This window comes from Staphylococcus sp. TCBT05 (assembly GCF_055179755.1).
On record NZ_JBUQDQ010000038.1, the window covers coordinates 903,340 to 925,895 of the forward strand.

Sequence of the window (22,556 nt, forward strand, 5' to 3'; positions counted from 1 at the left end):
AGGGATAATTTCTGTTTCAATTAATTTATTATAAAGTGTCTAATTTTTTGTAGTGATAACATATAAGAACTGCGTATTGTTTGCGAGACAACTGATGGAGTAAGATGCGTGGCGCGATAAATGCTCGACCCAGTCCCCTTGGTAAGCAAGTAATAACAATACGCAGTATTGATAGAAATAACAAGCCCATCAAAGATTTTTAATCTTTGATGGGCTTAATGCTGGGTATTTAGATTCCAGACTTTATTCCTAAGATTATTGTATTGTTTGTGGTTTGTGTTCTTCGAATGTTAAACCATCTTCAGATAAATCAATGCTGATTGTTGTACCTTCTGGGAAGTTTTCTCGTATCATTTTTCGTGCTAATGGTGTTTCAATTTGACGTTGTACAAATCGTTTCAATGGTCTTGCACCGAATTGTGGTTCGTATGCTTCTTCGCCTAACCATTGTTTTGCTGCATCTGACACTTCTATTGAAATACGTTGTTCCATCAAACGAATGTTTAAGTGTGTTAAAATTTTGTCTACGATTAAACTCATATCATTAACTGTTAATGGTTTGAATAAGACAATATCATCCATACGATTAATGATTTCTGGTTTGAAATATTGATTTAAATTATTCATAACTGCTTTTTCAGTATTCTCTGTAATCACACCGGCGTCTTTAACATTTTCAAGTAAGATCTGAGAACCAATGTTACTAGTCATGATAATAATTGTATTTTTAAAGTCTACTGCTCTACCTTTAGAATCAGTTAAACGTCCTTCTTCTAGTATTTGTAGCAACACATTAAATACATCAGAATGTGCTTTTTCGATTTCATCTAACAGAATAACTGAATATGGATTACGTCTAACCGCTTCTGTGAGTTGACCACCCTCATCATGACCAACATAACCTGGAGGTGCACCAATTAATCTTGAAACGGAATGTTTCTCCATATATTCGCTCATATCAATTCGAATCATATGTTTTTCAGAGTCAAATAAAGTAGACGCTAACGATTTAGCTAGCTCTGTCTTACCTACACCAGTTGGACCTAAGAATAAGAAACTGCCTATTGGTCTGTTAGGATCTTTAATCCCTGCTCTTGCTCTTACTACAGCATCAGCTACTAAATCTACTGCTTTATCTTGACCTACGACACGTTCATGTAGTATATCTGCTAGATTTAGTAATTTTTCTCTTTCAGTTTCTACTAATTTAGAAACAGGAATACCTGTCCATGAGCTAACGATATCACCTATTTCTTCATCTGTAACAATTTCTCTGATAATACGGTCGCTATCTCCATTTTGCTCATATTGGAATGCAGCTTCCATTTCTTGTAATTCTTTTTCAAGTTCTGGTATTTTACCATGTTGTAATTCTGCTGCTTTTTCTAAGTTATAGTTGTTCTCAGCATCTTCTAATGCTTTTCTATTTTCATCTAATTCAGTGCGTTTCTCTTGAAGCTTAGCAATTTTACCTTTTTCTTCTTCAACACGTGATTGAATTGCATTTTGCTTTTCTTTTTCATTAGATAATTCTTCTTGTAACTCTTGTAGACGTTGTTTACTTGCATTATCTGATTCATTCTTCAATGCAGACTCTTCAATTTCTAACTGCATTACTCTTCTATTAACTTGATCTAATTCAGTTGGATTTGAACCCATTTCTGTTCTAATCGTAGCACAAGCTTGGTCGACTAAATCTATTGCTTTATCAGGTAAGAATCGATCCGTAATATAGCGATTTGATAATTCTGCAGCTGCAACAAGTGCTCTATCTTGAATTCTAACACCATGATATACCTCATAGCGTTCTTTTAAACCACGTAAAATAGAAATTGTATCTTCTACATCAGGCTCTGATACATTTACTTTCTGGAAACGACGTTCTAATGCAGAATCTTTTTCAATATATTCTCTATATTCATTAAGTGTTGTTGCACCAATACAATGTAATTCACCACGTGCTAACATGGGTTTCAACATGTTTCCTGCATCCATTGCGCCCTCAGTTTTACCTGCGCCTACTAACATATGGATTTCATCAATAAATAAAATGATTTTTCCATCTGACTCTTTAACTTCTTTCAATACGGCTTTTAAGCGTTCTTCAAACTCGCCACGGTATTTCGCACCTGCAACAAGTGCACTTAAATCAAGCTCGAATATTGTTTTATCTAATAATGACTCTGGCACGTCCTTTTTCACAATTCTTTGTGCTAATCCTTCTACGATTGCTGTTTTACCTACACCCGGTTCACCAATTAGCACAGGATTATTTTTTGTCTTTCTACTTAAAATTCGAATCGCATTACGAATTTCTTCGTCACGTCCAATGACTGGATCCATATTACCTTGACGTACTTCCTCTACTAAATCACGACCATATTTCTCTAACGCCTCATAATTAACTTCAGGGTTTTGTGATGTCACATGATTTCCTCCTCTTATTTTTTTAATTATTTCCGTTATTACTTCTTTTTTATTGCCGACAAATTGTGCTGTCGTTGTATCTATGTCTATTGCTGATAATATTAAGTGTTCCATTGATATAAATTCATCTTCATATGATTTCATATAATCTTCAGCTTTAGTAAATAATTCATTTGCTTTTGCACTTATATACTGCCCGTATTGAACGTTGTCACCTTGAACAGTTGGATATTGTTTTAATTTATTATTATAAGTTGTTAATAATTCGTTTGTATCAATATTGGCACGTTCAAGTACACTATTAAATAAACTTTCATCTTCATTTAATGCAGCGGCTAATATTGCTTCAATTTCTATATTTTGATTTTCATATGTTTTAGCTAATTCCATTGCCTTTTGTAAGGCTGATTGAACTTTATAGGTCATTTGATTAATATCCAATATGATTCACCTCACCATTGAGTGTTTGATCAAACCAAAGTTAATTTGACTTTGACTTTCTTTGACCTTAATTTAATTATAGTCCCTCTTTCATGATTTATCAACCATTATGATTTATTTTAATCATAATTTTTTAAGCGTTTATAGAAAATAATACGCTCAAAATAAATTGCTCAATCAAACGTTTATCGTTTTCATGCCAAATGTTAATTAGAATTATGTCATTATCCTTTTAACAATATTTTATACATATTTTTTATATTACCAATACTTATTTGTTTAAACTTATCGTAGCAAGTTATAACACTGTCATTAATAAATGATCTATTTATAAAACTGTCTATCGGTTCAGCAAACTTACGCTCACATATCAGCAACTTATTGTAATTATATTCAACTTATATCGAACTATGACGCCACAAAAAATAATGGTAATCCTTGTTAGATATTTAACAAAGAATTACCATCATTTAATAGATATTATTGAGTTATTTGTTTCGTAATTTCATCTGATAAGGCTCTGACTCCTGATGGTTGTAAATGAATGCCATCAGAAGCAAAGTATTCAGTATGTCCTTTCGAACGTTTATACCAATCAACAACCTTCACATTTTTATGTTCTTTTGCTGCGTCTGCAATCAATTTATTTACATGTGATTCATAACCTCTCGGAACACGTGTATTGACGAGATAAATATCTGCCTTATCAAATTGACTTATTAATTCATTTAATTGTGCTTTAGAAAAGTCACCATTAGTTCCCAATTCTAATACAACTTTATTACCAGCTTTATTGTAACTTTCATATTTTTGTTGAATCAATGGCGTTGCTTCGTATAAATTACGACCAACTTTACCATCAATTTCTGCATTTGGTACACGCTCTGTAAAATACTCTCCGATATCTACCATAACAGAATCACCAATAAGCAATGGCTTGATATCTTTATAGACTTTGTTAGATGTACTATCTTCTTTATGTTTCGCATCATCTTTACTGTTATTTGCTGTTTTACTTTTGCCGTCCTTTTTTTGTGAAGAAAAGCTTGTTGGTTTGTGTTGTTGTTGATCCTTCCCTAATTGATCAAATGCACCAGCAAATATAAACACTGTTGGTACTAAAATAATAGATAATGCGACTGTCCTAACAAAGGACACCCGTTTAAATCGATTGAGTGAGAAAGCTTTAAAGCTATATTTTCTAAATGGTGTCTCGATGTATCTATATGATAATTCTGCCAAGATTAATGTAGTTATGATATCCAATACATACACATAAATTGGTATTTGCCCTTCCACATAATAGGAATGGATAAAGCTTATTACCGGAAAATGCCATAAATATAAACTATAAGAACGTTTGCCAATATATACAAATAGCGGATTACCAATTACCTTTGCAAAATATGCTGATGGGTGGACAACACTCAATATCACAAAAAGAGTCAACACTGATATAACATAGAATCCACCGTTGTAAATCCAATCACTATTGTCATCAACAAAAATAAATAACATGATAATAACCACTGTACTGACAATTCCTAATCCATCAATTGTATGTGACAAGATACGAGGTGGATTAGCTTTCAATTTAAATGGTGGCCATAAAAATGCGAGTAGGACACCAAGCAACATCGTTTGTAGTCTAGTATCAGTACCGAAGTATACTCTAGAATGTTCCATATGAGGTTCAGAAATTAATACCATTAACAACAATGAAACTAATGAAACAATCCAAAAAATCAAGGTTATATTTCTATATTTCTTAACTGTTAATAGTAATGTGATCAGGACTATTGGAAAAATTATGTAAAACTGCTCTTCTATCGCTAGTGACCACAAATGTTTTAATGGCATAAATGCAAACTGTTCAAAGTAGTTTACATCAGTCATAATATACCACCAATTGGATACATAAAATATTGCTGCAAATGCATCATGCTTAATATTTACGATTTGATCTGGTTTTAAAATCAGTGTCATCATAGATACTACGCCTACCAACACAAAAACGGCAGGTATGAGTCGTTTCATTCTACGTAACCAGAATTGCTTTAAATTGATACTTCCAGTTTCTTCAAACTCTTTCAGTAATAGACTAGTAATTAAATAACCAGAAATAACAAAGAAAGTATCTACACCTAAAAAACCACCCGTTAGCCACTGTTTATTAAGATGGTAAATAATAATTGCTAAGACCGCAATTGCTCTTAAACCATCAAGGCCAGGCATATAACGTGTATGACGGTGTTTGTTCATTCCCAAATTTGAATCTCTATTCATTTAAAATCAAACCTTCATACTCAAATTTTAAATCTATTTATGCATATTTCATCCATTTTACTAAGTTATTGTAATACTTTTGTAATGTAACTGCAATTAATTTAATAATTTTGCACGATAATAATATTTAATATTTTTGTAGTTATAGATTATAATTCGCATTTTAAATAAACTCAAACATTTTCATTCTTTCACTGAACAGTGGCAAATCGTAACTATATTCACTACGAAATATACTTAACTCAAACTACTCACCCCACTAAATAGAATAAAAAAAGACCAACTAACACACCTTTAAAAATCTAAGATGTGTTAATTAGTCTCAAACAAGATATTTATTCACTTCTTTATTAGCCAATGCCTAACGCAATTTTAGCGTAGCGAGACATCATATCTTTGTCCCATGGTGGACTCCAAACAATATTAACCTCTGTATCTGAAATCTCAGGTATTTCAGCTAATACCATTTTAACTTGGTTCATAATTTGCGGTCCTAGAGGACATCCCATTGAAGTCAATGTCATTTCAACCGTACATAAACCGTCATCATCCACGTCGACATTATATACTAAACCTAAGTTTACAATATCAATTCCTAACTCAGGGTCAATTACCATTTCGAGTGCATTAAGTATGCTATCCTTTAATCCTTCATCCATTCGTCTCACCTCTTCGTTATTAATGATATTAACAATATATCAAATATCTTACAAAACGCCAATAAAATGCTATGATATTCATACACTATTATTATAACTTAAGGAGATTTTAATGAAACCTTTTTTAATATGTTTAGACTTAGATGGCACATTGTTAAATGATGATAAGGAAATTTCACCTTATACAAAGGAAGTACTAAAAACGTTACAAGCGCAAGGACATAAGCTTATGATAGCTACCGGTCGTCCATATCGAGCTAGTCAAATTTATTATCATGAACTTAATATGGATACACCTGTCGTTAATTTTAATGGTGCTTTCGTCCATCACCCTAAAGATAATAACTTTAAAACAGTACACGAGGTATTAGATTTGGACTTGTCTAAGAGCATTATCCAATCTCTAAATGACTATGGTGTATCTAATATTATTGCTGAAGTTAAAGATCATGTATTTATTAATAACTTTGATCAAAAATTATTCGATGGCTTCTCTATGGGAACACCAAAAGTAGAAACAGGCGATTTACTAACAGCATTAACTGAATCACCTACATCAATAATTGTGGAAGCAGAAGAAGTAATGATTCCACGTGTTAAACAAATGTTAACAAGATTCTATGCAGAGAATATCGAGCACCGTCGTTGGGGATCACCGTTCCCAGTTATTGAAATTGTCAAACAAGGTATCAGCAAGGCAAAAGGTATTGACTATGTAAAACATCATCTAGACATAGATCGTAATCAAATTATTGCCTTTGGCGATGAGGATAATGATTTAGAAATGATTAAATATGCGAAATATGGCATTGCAATGGACAATGGCCTTGATGAACTAAAGCATGTTGCCAATGAAGTTACTTATTCTAACAATGAAGATGGCATCGGTAGATACCTTAATACATTCTTTGAATTAAATATCCCGTACGAAGCAACAATTAAATCTAAAATATAATGCATTATTTTTGCTTAAAGGAGGTTGTTGACTGTGTCTAAAATAGTCGTTGTAGGTGCTGTAGCTGGAGGCGCGACGGTCGCAAGTCAAATAAGAAGATTAGATAAAGAAAGTGAAATCATTGTCTTTGAAAAAGATAGAGACATGAGTTTCGCTAATTGCGCATTGCCGTATTATATTGGTAATGTTGTCACTTCAAGAGACCTCGTTTTAGAAGCAACACCTGAACAATTTTATGATAGTAAGCAAATCACGGTAAAACCCTATCACGAAGTCACTGCAGTAGATACAGCTGAAAATAAAGTCATTGTTTACGATAAAAAGGCTGAACAATCCTATACAGTTGAATATGATAAGCTCGTATTAAGTCCTGGTTGCAGTGCTAATCATCTCAATTTAAATAGTCCAATTGCCTTTACTTTACGTAATATGGAGGATACTGATGCTATTTACCAATTTATTGAACATCATCAAGTACAAAATGCATTAGTTATTGGTGCTGGTTACATCAGTTTAGAGATATTAGATAATTTATACGAACGCAATATTCAACCGATGTTAATTCATCGTTCTGAACATATTAATAAATTAATGGATTCCGACATGAATGAACCGATTATTGAAGAAATGGATAGACGCGGTATTCCATACCGTTTAAATGAAGAAGTCGTAAAAGTCGAAGGTAACGAAGTACATTTTAAATCAGGTGCTGTAAAAACGTTTGATTTAATTATTGAAGGTGTTGGGGTTAAGCCAAATTCAGCATTTTTACAATCATCTTCAATTCACTTAGATGAACATGGTTACATTCCAGTTAATAATAAATTCGAAACTAATATTCCTAACGTTTATGCTTTGGGTGATATTATTACTTCACATTATCGCCATGTGGACTTACCTGCACATGTGCCTTTAGCATGGGGAGCACATCGAGCTGCAAGTATCATCGCCGAACAACTAGCTGGTAATAAGAAGATACTATTCAAAGGCTATTTAGGTTCAAATATTGTTAAATTTTTTGACTATACCTTTGCAAGTGTTGGTGTTTCACCATCTGAATTAACTCACTTTAATTATAAAATGGTAGAAGTTTATCAAAATGACCACGCCGGTTACTATCCTAATAACCATAAATTACATTTACGTGTTTACTTTGATAGTAATACTCGACAAATATTGAGAGCTGCTGCAGTAGGTAAAAGTGGCGTAGACAAACGAATCGATGTCTTGTCTATGGCAATGATGCATCAGTCTACTATAGATGATTTAACAGATTTTGAAGTGGCATATGCCCCACCATATAGTAGACCGAAAGATATTATCAATATGATTGGTTATAAAGCACGTAATCTATAATTTATTGTTCGTCATTTGTACTTAAATCACTCGTAGCATGGTTCAACTACCACATCATTTTTTATATAACCATGGACCTTAAGAAAAATTGAATAAGTCATACTAAAAAGTACTCATCCTAATCGATTATTTAAGCAACTCCTTACAACGACAGTCAGTGTAACTGAGACGTATTGGCTTGCTCATAATCAATGGATAAGTACTTTTTTGTTTAGGTTATGTTAAATCAATTGCATTAGGTTACTCTACTTATAATGCGATTAATTTAAAGTCCAAACATTTTAGTAATAGGACCTTGAGGTAAAATGACTCCAATCACCATAGTAATAATGATTAATACAATCGTTGTCCACATCATACCATGACTTGGTTGTCCTTTTTTCCTTTTGGCAATTGTTACTTCCATTAGTGCCACAACAGCAACACCACATAACATTTTTAAAGTAAGTAACATATGGCCACCTGCGTTGTCTGCACCAAATGCTTGAATCCAAATCCAAAATCCTGAAATTAAAACAAATACCATAATCAATCTCAAGAACATATGAATCGGTTTAAAATAAGGCGTTGGACCTTGCTTCTCTGAAAAATTAAAATATGCTGCAAAAAACAAGATAATAGCAAGTACCCATGATGTAATATGAATATGTAACATAAAATCCCCCCACATGTGATTTAATTTGATTCATATCATGCAACAGTGAACTTTTTATATTAAAAATCACTGCATCAATTTGTTCAGTAAACAAAAATATGCTATCTATATCATACGCAATACAGATGTATATTTCAAAAGGTAATTTCGTTGTACAATAATTTTAAAAATAAACTTTACTAAATTCACTATCAACATAGACGCAATTATACAGATTAAGAGATAGTATTCGTATGATATGGTTAGCACAAAATCAGACGCTTTCTTATAGAACCATTAATCGCTTTAGAGTGAACCCAATTATGAAGCAATTGATCAAGTCACATTTTATAAATTTCAGAAACACATTAATGCTATAATCAGTGAAAAATTGATAAAGAACTTGTTTTGGGATGCTTGAAGGCTATTTTAGGATTCACTCGCATATCACTTCGAGGAATAACAAGGTCAAAACATGAACTTGGACTAGCATTAATGGCTATCAATATAAGAAAATAACAGCACTTAAGTGCTAATCAATTTGATAATAATAGAAAAATCGATGATTTCTACTATTTCATAGTAAAAATCATCGATTCTATTTTAGTCTGAAAGACTAATCTCCAGACTCTATATTTCTGGAATTTATATCTAAAATGCTTACTAAATTATTTAGCGATAAAGTTCGTTAATGTACCAATATTATCGATTGTAACTTTGACTTCATCCCCTGGTTGTAAGAATTGTGGCGGATTCATACCTGCACCAACACCAGCTGGCGTACCAGTTGCAATAATATCCCCTGGGTGTAATGCCACGTATTTTGAAATTTCTTCTATAAGTTCGTCTATTTTAAGAATCATTTGACCCGTATTTCCATCTTGACGAATTTCATTGTTTACTTTAGTCACAATATTCACGTCTTCAGGTGTTGGCAATTCATCTTTCGTAACAATGTATGGTCCAATTGGGCAACCACCTGTTAAACTCTTAGATAGGAATGCTTGGTCTTGCGCGTTTTGCGCTTTACGATCTGTAATATCATTGATAATTGTATAACCATATACATAATCTAATGCTAAACCTTTAGGTATCTTTTCACCTGATTTACCAATAACGATACCAAGTTCACCTTCGTAATCTAGTTGATCTGTAATGTCTTGGTGATTTGGTATTGTGCTGTTATCTCCTGTCAATGACGATGCCGCTTTTGTAAATACATATAAACGCTGTACTTCATGGTTTAATTCATTAGCATGTGCTTGATAATTGCGACCAAATGCAATGACATTGTTCGTTGGTGTAACTGGTGGCAAGAACTCTATATCTGAAAATTTTACTTTATATGCATCACCATTTCCACTGTCTTCCGCAGCCACTACAGCTTTACGTACTTGTTCTTGGAAATCTACGACTTGGTTTTGTTGTAAGCCATTTAATAATGTTTTAGGATGAAACTCTCCTTCAGCAAAATCAGCAAAGACTTTCTTTAAATCCCATGCCGCTTCTTCACGCTTTACTTTCACACCATAAGATGTCTGTTCATTATGTCTGAATGATAGGAATTTCATTCAATATCAGCTCCTCATCTTTATCTTATTACATATTATAACTATATTTACCTCTTAATAACAAATAAATACCCAGTTCTTGTAAAAAAAATCAGTACGCTTACATTTATGCAACCTTTACTTTAAATATGTTACCTTTCGCCATAACCATTCGATTGGGCCCTGCTTATACTGCTTAAGGTAGAAATAGCACATAATAAGTTGTATCGCATAAACAACGACAACTATGAGATAGGACTGATAAAGTGCTAATTTATTAAATAATCCCAGTCCAAATCCCATATAAATTAAAGTAAAGATAATACTTTGACTTAAATATACCGACAGACTGAGTCTGCCCGGATATTTAAAGACACTTAAAATTTGTGCTGAACGACCATATTGACATAGTACAATAAAGATTAAGATATAACCGGCTGCTACGATAGGTCCACCAACCATAGAACTCACATTAATTAGCGCATTATTCCCATAGTCGATTGCATGTGGTAACTTAATTAAATAGCCACAAACAACCAAGATACTTGCTCTGTAAACCATTTTTGCTTTATTTTTCCTTACTTTAGCTATTAAATCCGACTTTTGTGCTGCAATACCCAATAAAATATACGGTAAAAACTCAAAGTAAGATGAAGTGGTAACCACATCTAATATACGGAAAATATATTCTTTAATATTAATACCTAAAAATGCAGAATAACCACCACTTTGGCGTATATTTATTAATTGTCCTAATGTCTTACCAGTAAAATTAGTTACACCATAAGGATCTGTAAACCAAGTTATTAATGAAAATGGAATAACCAATAAGATGACCTTTAAGCTAAATAGAATAATAGCTAACTTAACCAATTTTCTTGGACGCCATTTTATGAATAATACAGCTATCATTCCAGTAAATGCATATCCAAATAATATGTCACCTGAAAATATAAACAAACCATGAACTAAACCTAATATAAGTAAAAATGACAAACGCCGATAAATAAATGGGTAATATCTTAAATCTTTTGTTTCACTATTGGCATACATTATTGCTAAACCATAACCAAATAAAAATGTAAAAATAGGATAAAACGAGCTGATTACAACTAAGGTAATCAATCTCAAAATCCATTCATCTAGGCCTTTATTAATGATATCTGGTAAAAATGCTTGTTCATAAGGTAAGCTAAAACTTAAAATATTCATCAATATAATACCTAATAAACTAAAGCCTCTGAGAGCATCTAATTCAAATAATCTTTTACGTGATGACAATTTCATAAGCTCCTTTAAGTTATTATCATTAGTCGATTGAAAGCTGACCAAATTTGAAGAAATATAGGTAGCCTTTTACATTAGTATTCAATATTGTTTCCAAAGTATTTCGATAATACGTCATTTGTACTTTATAACGAGACTTTAATTGTTCACCAATTTCCTCATCTGACATACTACGTCGTCTATTAAACGCATCAGTCTTGTAATCCACGAAATAATATTGACCATCCTTTTCAAAAATCAAATCAATCATCCCTTGGATAATCGATGCATCCTCATCTCTTATTTGTTCATGGTCAACCTCGCGTTGATTAACTACAAATGGTAATTCTCTATATATGGCATCACTATTTGTTATCATGCGATATAAATCACTGTTGATAAAGTGCAAAATGTCAGCCATTTGAATATCTTTTTTAGCATCTACAGGAATGATATTTTTAGCAATCAAACTATCGATATAGTCATTTAATGCTGTTTCATCTAGGCCTTCTTGTTGAAATGGAAGATGTTGCATCACTGTATGCATTAAGGTACCAATTTCATTTGCTTTACGCTTTTTATTATGACTTAAAAATGCAGGACGTTCATATGATAATGAGCCTATCTTATATTGTCTCACTCGATCATAATTGGTATCTGTTTGCTCTGTTTCTAATTGACGTTTCAATTCAGATACAGACTGCTTAGATGGTTTATGAACTGCATGTGGGTGTGCATATTCATATGTCATTTGATGTCTTATTTGATCTTGTAAACCGGTATAATCATTGTTCATTTGATAAATATCAGTAACCGTTCGCTGTTCAGTAACATCTTCAACAATTTCAGATGCAATATCTTCATAGAATTCCGTATTTAATTGGACATACGGTTTCATAGCCTCATCCACATCATCAATATTCGCCTCAAAGCGTAAATCTTTTGGTAATGATGTAGATTGATATTTTGCTAAAATTGGATAAATTAAATCAAGTGGTTTTTGTGCAGTAAGTCTATAACTAACAGGTAGATGACTACCAGAAATAGAAACTTCTTCGTATTTCGTAATATCCTTTTCATCCTTTACGCGACCGATTAAATATAGTTGTTCTTTAGCACGTGTTAAAGCAACGTAAATCAAACGCATTTCTTCTGATATTAATTCCTTTTCAGCAATGGCCTTATATGTCACTGAAGATAAAGATGGGTACGCAATGTGTTGTTGTACATCATAATAACTCATCCCCAAGCCATAGCTTTGATTTAAAATCGTAGCCTTCTGTAAATCCTTTCGCGTGAATTTTCGTGATAATCCGGAATAAATAACAAATGGAAATTCTAAACCTTTACTACTATGAATCGTCATCATTCTAACTACGTCATCATTAGGTCCGATGACATTTTCCTCACCAAAGTCTTTTCCTCTTTCGATTAATTCATCAATAAAGCGAATGAATTGGTATAAACCTCGAAAACTTGAATTTTCAAATTCTACTGCTTTATTAAATAAACCATGTAAATTCGCTCTTCTACCTTTACCACCAATCATTCCACTAAAATACTGAATAACATAATGGTCATTATAAAATTTATCAATTAATTGATATACCGGATGGTGTTGGCTATAGTTTTGATACATTGCTAAATCTGCTAAAAATGCATTTAGTTTTTCTACTAATTTACTATCCGCATGCTCACTATTAAGATATTGTTGTATAGATTGATAAAAATAGTCATCGTTCGGACTTTCAATACGAATATTGGCTAATTCATCTTCAGTAAATTGATATATGACTGACCGCATTAAACCAACCAAATAGATATCCTGTAATGGATTGTCTACAGTTCTTAAAAATGACAAAATGAGTTGGACTTCAGATTGTTCGAAATAACCTTCCTTACTGTTTACATGGAATGGGATATTGTGATCTTTAAATGCTTGTTGAATTTTTCGTGCTTGTCCATAAGATCGTTCTAAAATAACAATATCTTTATAATTTGGCTTGCGATAACGTCCAGTTTTTATATCATATATCTCTTGTTCAGTCATTATATTTTCAACTTGTTGCACAATATATTCCGCTTCTTGTTCAGCTGCACTTAAATCTGACCCTTTATCTTCAATTAACATATTCATTTGTATATGATGCGAAGTCTCATCAAATGGTGCTCCATAATAAAGTTGTGCAGCATCATCATAAACGATTTCCCCTACTGCTTCATCCATCATATGTTTGAATAAATAATTCGTCGTTGTTAGCACTTCTTTACGAGAACGGAAATTTTGAGATAAATCTATGCGCAAACCATGTTCCGAACCATCAACCGTAAAGCGATTGTATTTATCGATAAATAGACTTGGATCTGCCTGTCTAAATTTGTAAATCGATTGCTTTACATCACCAACCATAAATAAATTCCCATCGGCTTCATTGCCACGTTTGATACAAGAAATAATTTTTTCTTGTACTCGGTTCGTATCTTGATATTCATCCACCAATATTTCCTCAAATTGTTGGCGATACATTTCTGCTATTTCAGAAGGCGTGCCATCTTCAGTTAACAATATTTTCAATGCAAAATGTTCATAATCAGAGAAATCAAGTAAATTTCTACTACGCTTTTTCGCATTAAATTGCTCGATAACATCTGCGGTCACTTCTGCTAAATAAGCCACTCTTGGCGCTAATTGTTGCATATCATACATTAACTCATCTGCAGTTCTCGTATAGTAGTCTAATTTCACCTTAGAAACTAATTCTTTATAATGATCATAATGCTTCTTACCGTCGTCATAAGCATCTAACATCATTTCGTTTGCTTCTTTAACTTTCTTTGTTTTCGATGGGAAACGTGGTTCAAATTGATGGTTACTGATTACTTCTGTATTTAATATGCCGCCTTCTATCGCTGCAGACATAAATTTACGTTCTCTCTCAATAATATCAACTTGTTTATCCACTTCCTCTAACATTGAAAATAGATCATAACTTTTATTTAGCGCTTCTAATGCTGATTTCATAAATATCATTGCCACATGGTTTAAAAGTTCTAATAACTTTTCTTGTTCATTCTTATTCTCGTATGGTTCAGATAAATTTTGTAACCACTCAAAAGGATTGGGGTTAGCTACACTAAAAAAGTACATATCTTTAATTGTTTGACGCAATTGATCATCATTTCTGTCGGAAGATAATTGTTCAGTTAAATCAACAAAACTAGGATTCAACACATCATAATGTTGCTCTAGCACTTCATCAATCGTTTGCTCTAATAATAAAATGTTTTCTGCTTCACTACTTGTTCTGAAGTTTGGATCAATATCAAGTACATCATAATGATTTTGAATTAATTTCAGACAAAAACTATGTAGTGTTGAAATTTGAGCTTGATGAATTTTAATTCTTTGGTTTTTTAAATGACTATTATTCGGATCCTCAAGCGATGCTTCTTGGATACGTTGATCCACACGTTGCTTCATTTCTCTTGCACTGGCATTTGTAAATGTCACAACTAATAATTTATCAACATCTATATTGTCATTTAATATTCGCTGTATGATACGTTCTACTAACACTGCAGTCTTTCCAGATCCTGCAGCGGCAGCAATCAAAATATCTTGACCTTTGGCATAGATACTTTTCCATTGATTATCAGTCCAACGCGACTCCGCTGGTTTTACTGGGATTGGATTCATTCAAACTCACCTTCTTCTAGTTCAACATTTTGCACTTCTTCTAATGGATTTATCGTTTCGTCAACAGTTCTATAACGTTTACTATCAATCATGCCATCCACATGACACACAGACTTATAATTACAGAAGTCACAAGGTAATGTTTGATTATACTTAAGTGGCGCTACTTCGGTATGACCGTCCATGATGTCAGTTGCTGTTTTAACAAAATTAGCTTTATTATGCTTGATTAACTTATAAATTGTATCAGAATCCGCTACTTTACTACCGCTTCTATATCCGCCATCCTTTTTCATTGCAACAGGAATAATATCTGAAGAATAGTTTGGTTCCATTCGATTATCGAATGCTTCTATTACAGAAGTGTCGTTATTTACTAAACCACTTAATTTAAATGAGTTGATAAACTTTTCATTGCGTTTATCTTCATCTAATTCATTCCATGCTAATTGGAGACGCGGTTCGTGCACGTGGAAATATAGCAATCCCCCTGGTTGTGTTAGAGGATTTAAACCTAAACGTTGTTTATTTTGTAATACAATATCCATATATGTCATCATTTGCATTTGCATGCCATAGTATACTTTCGTCAAATCCAAAGTACCACTATACTTAGATGACTTATAATCAATAATGTTTACAAAACTTTCATTATCGTGATTATACGTATCAATACGATCAATTTGCCCACGAATATTGATTGGAATGCCTTGATCCGTAATTAATGGCATCGCTTGTAAATCTTCCGGATTTCTAGGATTCTTTCTAAAGCTCGCTTCAAACCTTTGAGGCTTGAATTCACTGTAACTACCTTGATATTTAAGTGCAGTTAACGTTGTTTCAACAATAGCGCCTATTCTTTGTGATAGATAACGATAATATGCGGTTGAATTTAAAAGATTGAACTGTACCTCAGGCAGTATTTCAGTCAAAGCATCATGTGTTAACTTTCTAATTTGTGTTAAATTTAAATTCTTAAAATCACCATTAATTTTCTCAGATATGAGCTTTAATACTTGATGGAAAATATCACCTAAATCAAAGTTTTCTAATTTGTATTTTGTACGTTCATTTAGTCTTAAACCATGTGATGTGAAGTGTTTAAATGGACATGCTTGATAACCTTCAAATCTAGATACACTTGCATTAATTTGCTTTCCATACAAAGCTTTAGCTTGTTGCTGATTGAGTTGCACTGTTTCATTATCAAAGGTGAGTGCCGAAACTAAGTAAGCTAGTCCATCATTGAGTCGTTCATCATCCCTCATAACTTGATATGTATCTAACCAAGTATCAGCGACAATTTCATCATCTAGCCAAGCCTTTAGTGATTCAAACAAGGCAATTTTAGTTTGATGCGGATGCTCCATTAATGTTAACGGTTGGGCTTGATGCATGTGATGAATATTTGTCACTTCTAAATTATGGTATAACTCCATGATTTGATCGATAAACGGGCTTCGTTCCTTTTGATCTCCACTTGCTCCCATCAAGGCATAAGAAAATGTGATTTTCGCTCTACTTCTCGTCATGGCAATATAACAAACAAATGCTTCATCCATTTGTAAAATGTCAGCTGTAGGACTTAATTCTAGATTAGACTGTGCTTGAAAATACTTCTTCTCATCATCAGTGATCAGACTTGATGATGCTACAGTTTGTGGCATAGTCCCATCATTTACACCGACCATATAGACATGTGCCTTATTATCTACTTTTGCTAAGTCCATTGTTCCTATACTAACTTGATCAATCGTTTGAGGTATCATCACAAACTCCAATTGATCTAAACCGACATCCAATAATTCTAAAAAGCGTGATTGTGTCAACGTATTATCACCAAATACTGTGACTAAATCGTCTAACGTCTGAATCAACCCATTCCATAGTTGATCAATTTCTTCTGCCTTTCTATGTTCCTCGTTCGCGTCAAACTGATCTCTCTCAGTCATTAAATCACTCGGTAAATCAAATGCTTCCATTGCTTCATAAAATGCAGTTGCAAACTCTAGCGCTGTGTTCGCCTGGCTTAAACGTTGCTCAAACAATAGAATTTTATCCATTACATAAGATTTTAATTGAATCACACGTTCAAATGTCTCTCGTTCACTATCGGTCAATGGTTGACGTTTCAATCCCATTTTCCTAAATTGTTCAACTTGGAAATAACTATCATCCATCCAACGTTTTCCATAAATTCCTCGTTCAAGTACGAAATTTTCCAATATATCAATAAGATAACTACTATCTTTATATTGCTTTGTTAATACATTTGTTTTTAGCAAACGCATAATCGGCTCAAAATTCCAATTCGTTTGAATGACTTCAATGAGTGAACGAATCATTTCCATAATTGGGTGATGCGTCATTGACGGTTTAATATCAATATTAAATGGAATATCAAATTGCGGTAGAATAGATTCCAATAAATAAGCATAACTATCATCTCTATAAAGTATGGCTATATCTTGAAAGCGAAGTCCTTCTTCTCTAGTTTCCTTTAATATGCTTCTTGCAATTTCATTAATTTCTTCTCGCATAATTGACGCTTCTAATATTTCAACATTATCCGCTACATTTTTAGGTTCGAATTGCAAAGCATTAAAATGGTGCTCTAAATGCGCTAAGTCTTCATTTTGAAAACGATGTTGTTGCGTGAAGCGTTGAATATTTAAAGGTATATTAAGTTCGTTTGCTATATCTTCAAGATGCGTCAAGGATTCCGATGGCTTTCTAAATAAACTAAATGGATCTTTATCACCATCAGTTGTTAATAATACGGTTACCTTTTTAGCATGCTTAACTAACCCTTTAATAATTTGATATTCTAAAGTGGAAAAGTTATGGAACCCATCTATGTATATTTCAGTACGTTTCAACCTTTCAGACTGATCCATTAATGTTATAAATCGATTTAAACAGTCCTCAGTTGAGACAAATTCACCGCTAATTCTATCTTCTAAATGTTTATAGATTAACGCTATATCTTCTAATTTATGTCGCGTTCGTGTTTGTAATGTATTTTCTGAGATGTATGTTTCAAGTTGTTCAGGTGAGACGCTATATTTTTTAAAGTCTTGAATTTGTTCATATAACTTTTCACTAAAGCCATAATACTTAACCTGTGAACGATATAATTTCAATTCTGCCTGATGCTGTTGAATAATGTCATAAATCATCATTTCAGTACCAGTTTTTGTTAATTGTTGTTCCATTAGTCCCCCAACTTCTTGGAACACACGATAACTTAATCTTTCAAAGTGCAATACTTCAGTTCTCAAACTACCATTAAGTTCTGGATCATTTACAAAGGCTTGTTCAAGTTGGAAGGTATTTTGTGTTGGTGCAATTAATACAATTGGATCACCTAGTGGACGTTCTTTCATCTCTTGGCGAATTTCTTCTAACATTTTATATGATTTTCCCGTTCCCGCTCTTCCAATAAAGGCATTAAATTCCATGACATATCCCACTCCTTTGACCATATTTTAACATATAATATATTGTGTATCGTTTATCTTTTTAATAATTACTCCAATTGCTATAACGTTTAATTTGAAGCTATAAGTTAATAACCATTATCTATAGAACAAAGTTCATTATATGATCAGTCATTCAACAATCATAATTTAACTTACTAATTTAAACTTCAAAGTCTCTCTCAATTAAATATTGAATGAAAGGACAAGCATTTGCTAGGTACTTGTATGTAACAGTTTGATTATCAATGTGTAAAATAACAGTGCCTTGAATTATAAAGTTAGCAACATATGACAATCACTTTTACATTTGTAGAGATAGAAAAAGACAATTTCTATCTAAATTCAATAGAAATTGCCTCTTCACATTATTTATCATAATTTGTATCTGGATCAAATCCAAATTTCATTTCATTTAATGGCCAGAAACTAAATGAAACCTTTCCTACCACTTGGTCTTTATCAATTAAACCAAATGAACGACTATCTTTACTTACTTCTCTGTTATCACCTAAGACAAGTAATTTATCTTTTGGAATGGTATTTTTCTGGTTAACTTGATTTAAATCTTTAGTTTTAAATGAACCTGTAATATAGTTATATTGCTTATGCTTTTCATTGTAGTCTAAATATGGTTCATCCACTTTTTTACCATTTACGTATAATTTATCTTTCTTATACTCAACGTTATCACCAGCTGTACCAATTACACGTTTTACATAATCACTATCTTTTGTTGCATGGAATACAACGACATTACCTTTTTTAATATCGCCAAACTTATATCCGAATAAGTTTACTACGACACGCTCACCATCTTTAAGCGTCGGGTCCATAGAATCACCCTTAACAGTATATGGTTTCGCAACAAAGTTCATGATAAGCAATACTAATGCTACTGCAACGACAATCGATACGAACCATTCCATTATCTCTTTTCTCAATGTTTACACCTCATCCATTTAGTTAAAATCTACTGTGAATTTATTAAAAGGATAAAACCTCAAACTCACATTACCAATAATATCTTTGCTTGATATCAAGCCATATGTTCGTGAATCTTGTTTATCTGTTCTTTGATCATTTAGGACAAAGTAAGCATTCGGCGGTACAATATCACCTTCTGAATGTTTTATATGCCTTAATGATAAGGATTCTATCTGCTGCCCTTTACTATAAGATTCATTTACTTTTCTATCATCTCTATATAACGTTTCATTTTTATAAGCAATAGATTGACCAGGCTTTCCAATAATTCTACTTATTTCTATATGATTTCCGTTACGGTACATAATAATATCATTATTTTCTAATAAATTAAAAGTGCTTTTAATCTTATTTACAATAATTCTATCACCTTTGTTTAAATTCGGAGACATCCGATTATCCTTTACAACAAAGCCTGTAACAAGTAACGCTTGGATTAATATTACAATCATAATCGCAATGATAATTAAAATCAAATGTTTTAGTATCCGTTGCATGTTGTCACTCCTCTGACGAATGCATAAAATGTTTCTCAATACGATGACCTATAAACCACATCAGTACAATGATTAAGATTACAATAATTAATCTAAATGGATTCGTAAACAGTGTGGTAATATCGCTACCTAACCACCCAATAAGTCCTATCATGATTAACTTAGATGCAAATAACACATATAAATACACATGTGCTTTTATATGCGACAAGCTAGCAACAATATTGACAAGCGCACTCGGCGTAAATGGAAAGCATAATAATATAAATATGGGTATCACACCATGTCTATCTATAAAATGAATTAAGCGCTGTACCGATTTACGATTTTGTATTTTCTGCATATATTTTGTATGTGTTAACCTTCTGAATATTAAAAAGACAATATAACTCCCAATCACAGTACCTAACCAAGCTAATAACGTACCAATTAATAAACCATAAGCATTTACATTCACAATTACAAACACGATAATCGGTAAAATTGGTATAAATGCTTCTATAAAAGGTAATAAAAATCCGACAATATAACCTAAATCCCCAAATAGATCAAACCAATGTTGGACTTGCTCTTGTGTCATGACCACCATTCCCTAAAGTTTACTGTACTTAATAATTATAAGTTTATATGCTGTTTTTTAAAACAATTATGTCCTCTTTTTACAATAAATCAGTCTCAAGTACTATAAATTTTTTAATATTATAAAAGCTAGTATCATTCATAATGTGTAACACACGATTTACAATCTTTCGAATAATGATATTGGCAAAAAAAGGCAATTTCTATCTAACGTAAATAGAAATTGCCTGTCTTATAATTTAAAGTTATTTAATTTTCTATAAGATATTGATTCACCAAACAGTATTCTACTATTATAGGCGTTCTTCTAATTCTCTTTTCTTATCTTCAAAACCTGGTTTACCTAATAACGCAAACATGTTTTGTTTATAAGCTTCAACACCAGGTTGGTTAAATGGATTAACGCCTAATTGATATCCACTCATTGCACAAGCTAATTCAAAGAAGTATACAACATAGCCGAAAGTTTCTTCGTCTAGACGTGGAATATTAACAACTACATTTGGAACACCACCGTCAGTATGAGCTAATAATGTACCTTCGAATGCTTTCGTATTAACTTCGTCGATTGTTTTACCAGCTAAATAGTTTAAACCATCTAAGTCATCTGGATCCGCTTCGATTGTAATGTTGTGTTTTGGATTATTTACTTTAACTACAGTTTCAAATAAGAAACGACGTCCTTCTTGTACATATTGACCTAATGAGTGTAAGTCTGTTGTATAGTTAGCGCTTGAAGGATAAATACCTTTGAAATCTTTACCTTCAGATTCACCAAATAATTGTTTCCACCACTCATTGAAATATTGCATTGATGGTTCATAGTTAATTAACATTTCTGTGTCATAACCTTTGGCATATAGAATATTTCTAATTGTTGCATATTGGTATGCAATGTTATCCTCTAAATTATCTGAAGATAATTCTTCTCTTGCTTTAGCAGCACCATTCATCATTGCTTCAATATCAATTCCTGCAGCTGCAATTGGTAATAAACCTACAGCAGTTAATACAGAATAGCGGCCACCTACATCATCTGGAACGACAAATGTTTCATAACCTTCATTTGTAGCAAGTTGTTTTAGGGCACCCTTTTCTTTATCAGTTGTTGCAAAAATACGTTGCTTCGCTTCTTCTTTACCATATTTGTCTTCTAACAACTGTTTAAATAATCTAAATGCTACTGCTGGTTCAGTAGTAGTACCAGACTTAGAAATTACGTTTACTGAATAGTCCTTTCCATCTAAATAATCAATTAATTCTTGAGTATAAGATGAAGATAAGTGATTACCTACGAATACGATTTCAGGATAATCATTATTATTTCTGAAAGATGGTGTTAGCATTTCAATCGCAGCACGTGCACCTAAATAAGATCCACCAATTCCGATTACTACTAATACATCTGAGTTTGCTTTAACACGTTTTGAAGCTTCTAAAATTCGTGAGAATTCCTCTTTATCATAATTAACAGGTAGGTCAATCCAACCTAAGAAATCACTGCCAGCACCTGTACCTTCATGTATTGTTTTATGAATTGTTTTAACAATATCTTTTTGTTGTTCTAATTCATGCTCGCCAAAAAATTCTAAAGTCTTGCCATAATCTAATTGAATATGAGTCATTTATTTTGCCTCCAGTGTTTTTGATTTCAAAATCATTTTACTAAGTTTATTTTTACTATTCAAACAACTAGCCTATTTATTGCGATAATTGTGACAATTAATTCATCTAAGCAATAAT

14 protein-coding genes are annotated in these 22,556 nt (G+C 32.5%); 2 read left to right on the forward strand and 12 right to left on the reverse strand.

Going from position 1 to position 22,556, the window contains the following annotated elements; translation table 11 throughout:
* Positions 1 to 255: 255 nt before the first annotated feature.
* The 3 genes from clpB to ACY191_RS11370 form a co-directional block, all read right to left on the reverse strand.
* A complete protein-coding gene (clpB, locus tag ACY191_RS11360) occupies positions 256 to 2,868 on the reverse strand; it encodes an ATP-dependent chaperone ClpB (RefSeq protein ID WP_229367088.1) in 2,613 nt (870 codons plus the stop codon).
* 480 nt (positions 2,869 to 3,348) lie between these two features.
* Positions 3,349 to 5,154: an acyltransferase family protein gene (locus tag ACY191_RS11365; RefSeq protein WP_042739800.1), complete on the reverse strand. Its 1,806-nt coding sequence runs from the start codon at positions 5,152 to 5,154 to the stop codon at positions 3,349 to 3,351.
* A gap of 350 nt (positions 5,155 to 5,504) precedes the next feature.
* A complete protein-coding gene (locus ACY191_RS11370; RefSeq protein ID WP_042739799.1) occupies positions 5,505 to 5,813 on the reverse strand; it encodes a metal-sulfur cluster assembly factor in 309 nt (102 codons plus the stop codon).
* A 112-nt stretch (positions 5,814 to 5,925) separates the two neighbouring features.
* Here ACY191_RS11370 and ACY191_RS11375 point away from each other — a divergent pair, with 112 nt between their 5' ends.
* Together ACY191_RS11375 and ACY191_RS11380 are read left to right on the forward strand one after the other, a co-directional pair.
* Positions 5,926 to 6,768: a Cof-type HAD-IIB family hydrolase gene (locus ACY191_RS11375; RefSeq protein ID WP_463270028.1), complete on the forward strand. Its 843-nt coding sequence runs from the start codon at positions 5,926 to 5,928 to the stop codon at positions 6,766 to 6,768.
* 33 nt (positions 6,769 to 6,801) lie between these two features.
* Complete coding sequence (locus tag ACY191_RS11380; RefSeq protein WP_042739797.1) at positions 6,802 to 8,124, forward strand: CoA-disulfide reductase; 1,323 nt, start codon at positions 6,802 to 6,804, stop codon at positions 8,122 to 8,124.
* A 265-nt stretch (positions 8,125 to 8,389) separates the two neighbouring features.
* On the opposite strand, the gene ACY191_RS11385 is transcribed toward ACY191_RS11380, so the two are convergent.
* The 9 genes from ACY191_RS11385 to ACY191_RS11425 form a co-directional block, all read right to left on the reverse strand.
* Positions 8,390 to 8,779, reverse strand: coding sequence for a YisL family protein (locus tag ACY191_RS11385; protein ID WP_042739796.1), 390 nt, complete (start codon positions 8,777 to 8,779; stop codon positions 8,390 to 8,392).
* A 647-nt stretch (positions 8,780 to 9,426) separates the two neighbouring features.
* The gene (locus tag ACY191_RS11390) at positions 9,427 to 10,329 is read right to left on the reverse strand and encodes a fumarylacetoacetate hydrolase family protein (protein ID WP_042739795.1); all 903 of its coding nucleotides are present in this window, start codon (positions 10,327 to 10,329) and stop codon (positions 9,427 to 9,429) included.
* A 117-nt stretch (positions 10,330 to 10,446) separates the two neighbouring features.
* The gene (locus ACY191_RS11395) at positions 10,447 to 11,589 is read right to left on the reverse strand and encodes a DUF418 domain-containing protein (RefSeq protein ID WP_232165241.1); all 1,143 of its coding nucleotides are present in this window, start codon (positions 11,587 to 11,589) and stop codon (positions 10,447 to 10,449) included.
* Between the two features lie 28 nt (positions 11,590 to 11,617).
* On the reverse strand, positions 11,618 to 15,271 hold the full coding sequence (addA, locus tag ACY191_RS11400; RefSeq protein WP_229367086.1) for a helicase-exonuclease AddAB subunit AddA: 3,654 nt from the start codon (positions 15,269 to 15,271) through the stop codon (positions 11,618 to 11,620).
* A complete protein-coding gene (gene addB / locus ACY191_RS11405; protein ID WP_229367085.1) occupies positions 15,268 to 18,732 on the reverse strand; it encodes a helicase-exonuclease AddAB subunit AddB in 3,465 nt (1,154 codons plus the stop codon). Before addB ends, addA begins: the two co-directional genes overlap by 4 nt.
* A gap of 386 nt (positions 18,733 to 19,118) precedes the next feature.
* Positions 19,119 to 19,694, reverse strand: a complete 576-nt coding sequence (gene lepB, locus ACY191_RS11410; RefSeq protein ID WP_042739791.1) for a signal peptidase I — start codon at positions 19,692 to 19,694, stop codon at positions 19,119 to 19,121.
* Between the two features lie 18 nt (positions 19,695 to 19,712).
* Complete coding sequence (lepB, locus tag ACY191_RS11415) at positions 19,713 to 20,234, reverse strand: signal peptidase I (RefSeq protein ID WP_042739790.1); 522 nt, start codon at positions 20,232 to 20,234, stop codon at positions 19,713 to 19,715.
* A 4-nt stretch (positions 20,235 to 20,238) separates the two neighbouring features.
* Positions 20,239 to 20,814: a TVP38/TMEM64 family protein gene (locus ACY191_RS11420; RefSeq protein ID WP_042739789.1), complete on the reverse strand. Its 576-nt coding sequence runs from the start codon at positions 20,812 to 20,814 to the stop codon at positions 20,239 to 20,241.
* A 292-nt stretch (positions 20,815 to 21,106) separates the two neighbouring features.
* Complete coding sequence (locus ACY191_RS11425; protein WP_229367084.1) at positions 21,107 to 22,438, reverse strand: glucose-6-phosphate isomerase; 1,332 nt, start codon at positions 22,436 to 22,438, stop codon at positions 21,107 to 21,109.
* Positions 22,439 to 22,556 lie beyond the last annotated feature (118 nt).

Bases quoted from the DNA above. Each gene is read 5' to 3' on its own strand.
- ACY191_RS11385 (WP_042739796.1), bottom strand. From the start codon at position 8,779: ATGTTACATATTCATATTACATCATGGGTACTTGCTATTATCTTGTTT.
- ACY191_RS11390 (WP_042739795.1), bottom strand. From the start codon at position 10,329: ATGAAATTCCTATCATTCAGACATAATGAACAGACATCTTATGGTGTG.
- lepB (WP_042739790.1), bottom strand. From the start codon at position 20,234: ATGCAACGGATACTAAAACATTTGATTTTAATTATCATTGCGATTATG.
- ACY191_RS11425 (WP_229367084.1), bottom strand. From the start codon at position 22,438: ATGACTCATATTCAATTAGATTATGGCAAGACTTTAGAATTTTTTGGC.
- addA (WP_229367086.1), bottom strand. From the start codon at position 15,271: ATGAATCCAATCCCAGTAAAACCAGCGGAGTCGCGTTGGACTGATAAT.
- ACY191_RS11370 (WP_042739799.1), bottom strand. From the start codon at position 5,813: ATGGATGAAGGATTAAAGGATAGCATACTTAATGCACTCGAAATGGTA.
- ACY191_RS11420 (WP_042739789.1), bottom strand. From the start codon at position 20,814: ATGACACAAGAGCAAGTCCAACATTGGTTTGATCTATTTGGGGATTTA.
- ACY191_RS11375 (WP_463270028.1), top strand. From the start codon at position 5,926: ATGAAACCTTTTTTAATATGTTTAGACTTAGATGGCACATTGTTAAAT.
- ACY191_RS11365 (WP_042739800.1), bottom strand. From the start codon at position 5,154: ATGAATAGAGATTCAAATTTGGGAATGAACAAACACCGTCATACACGT.
- addB (WP_229367085.1), bottom strand. From the start codon at position 18,732: ATGGAATTTAATGCCTTTATTGGAAGAGCGGGAACGGGAAAATCATAT.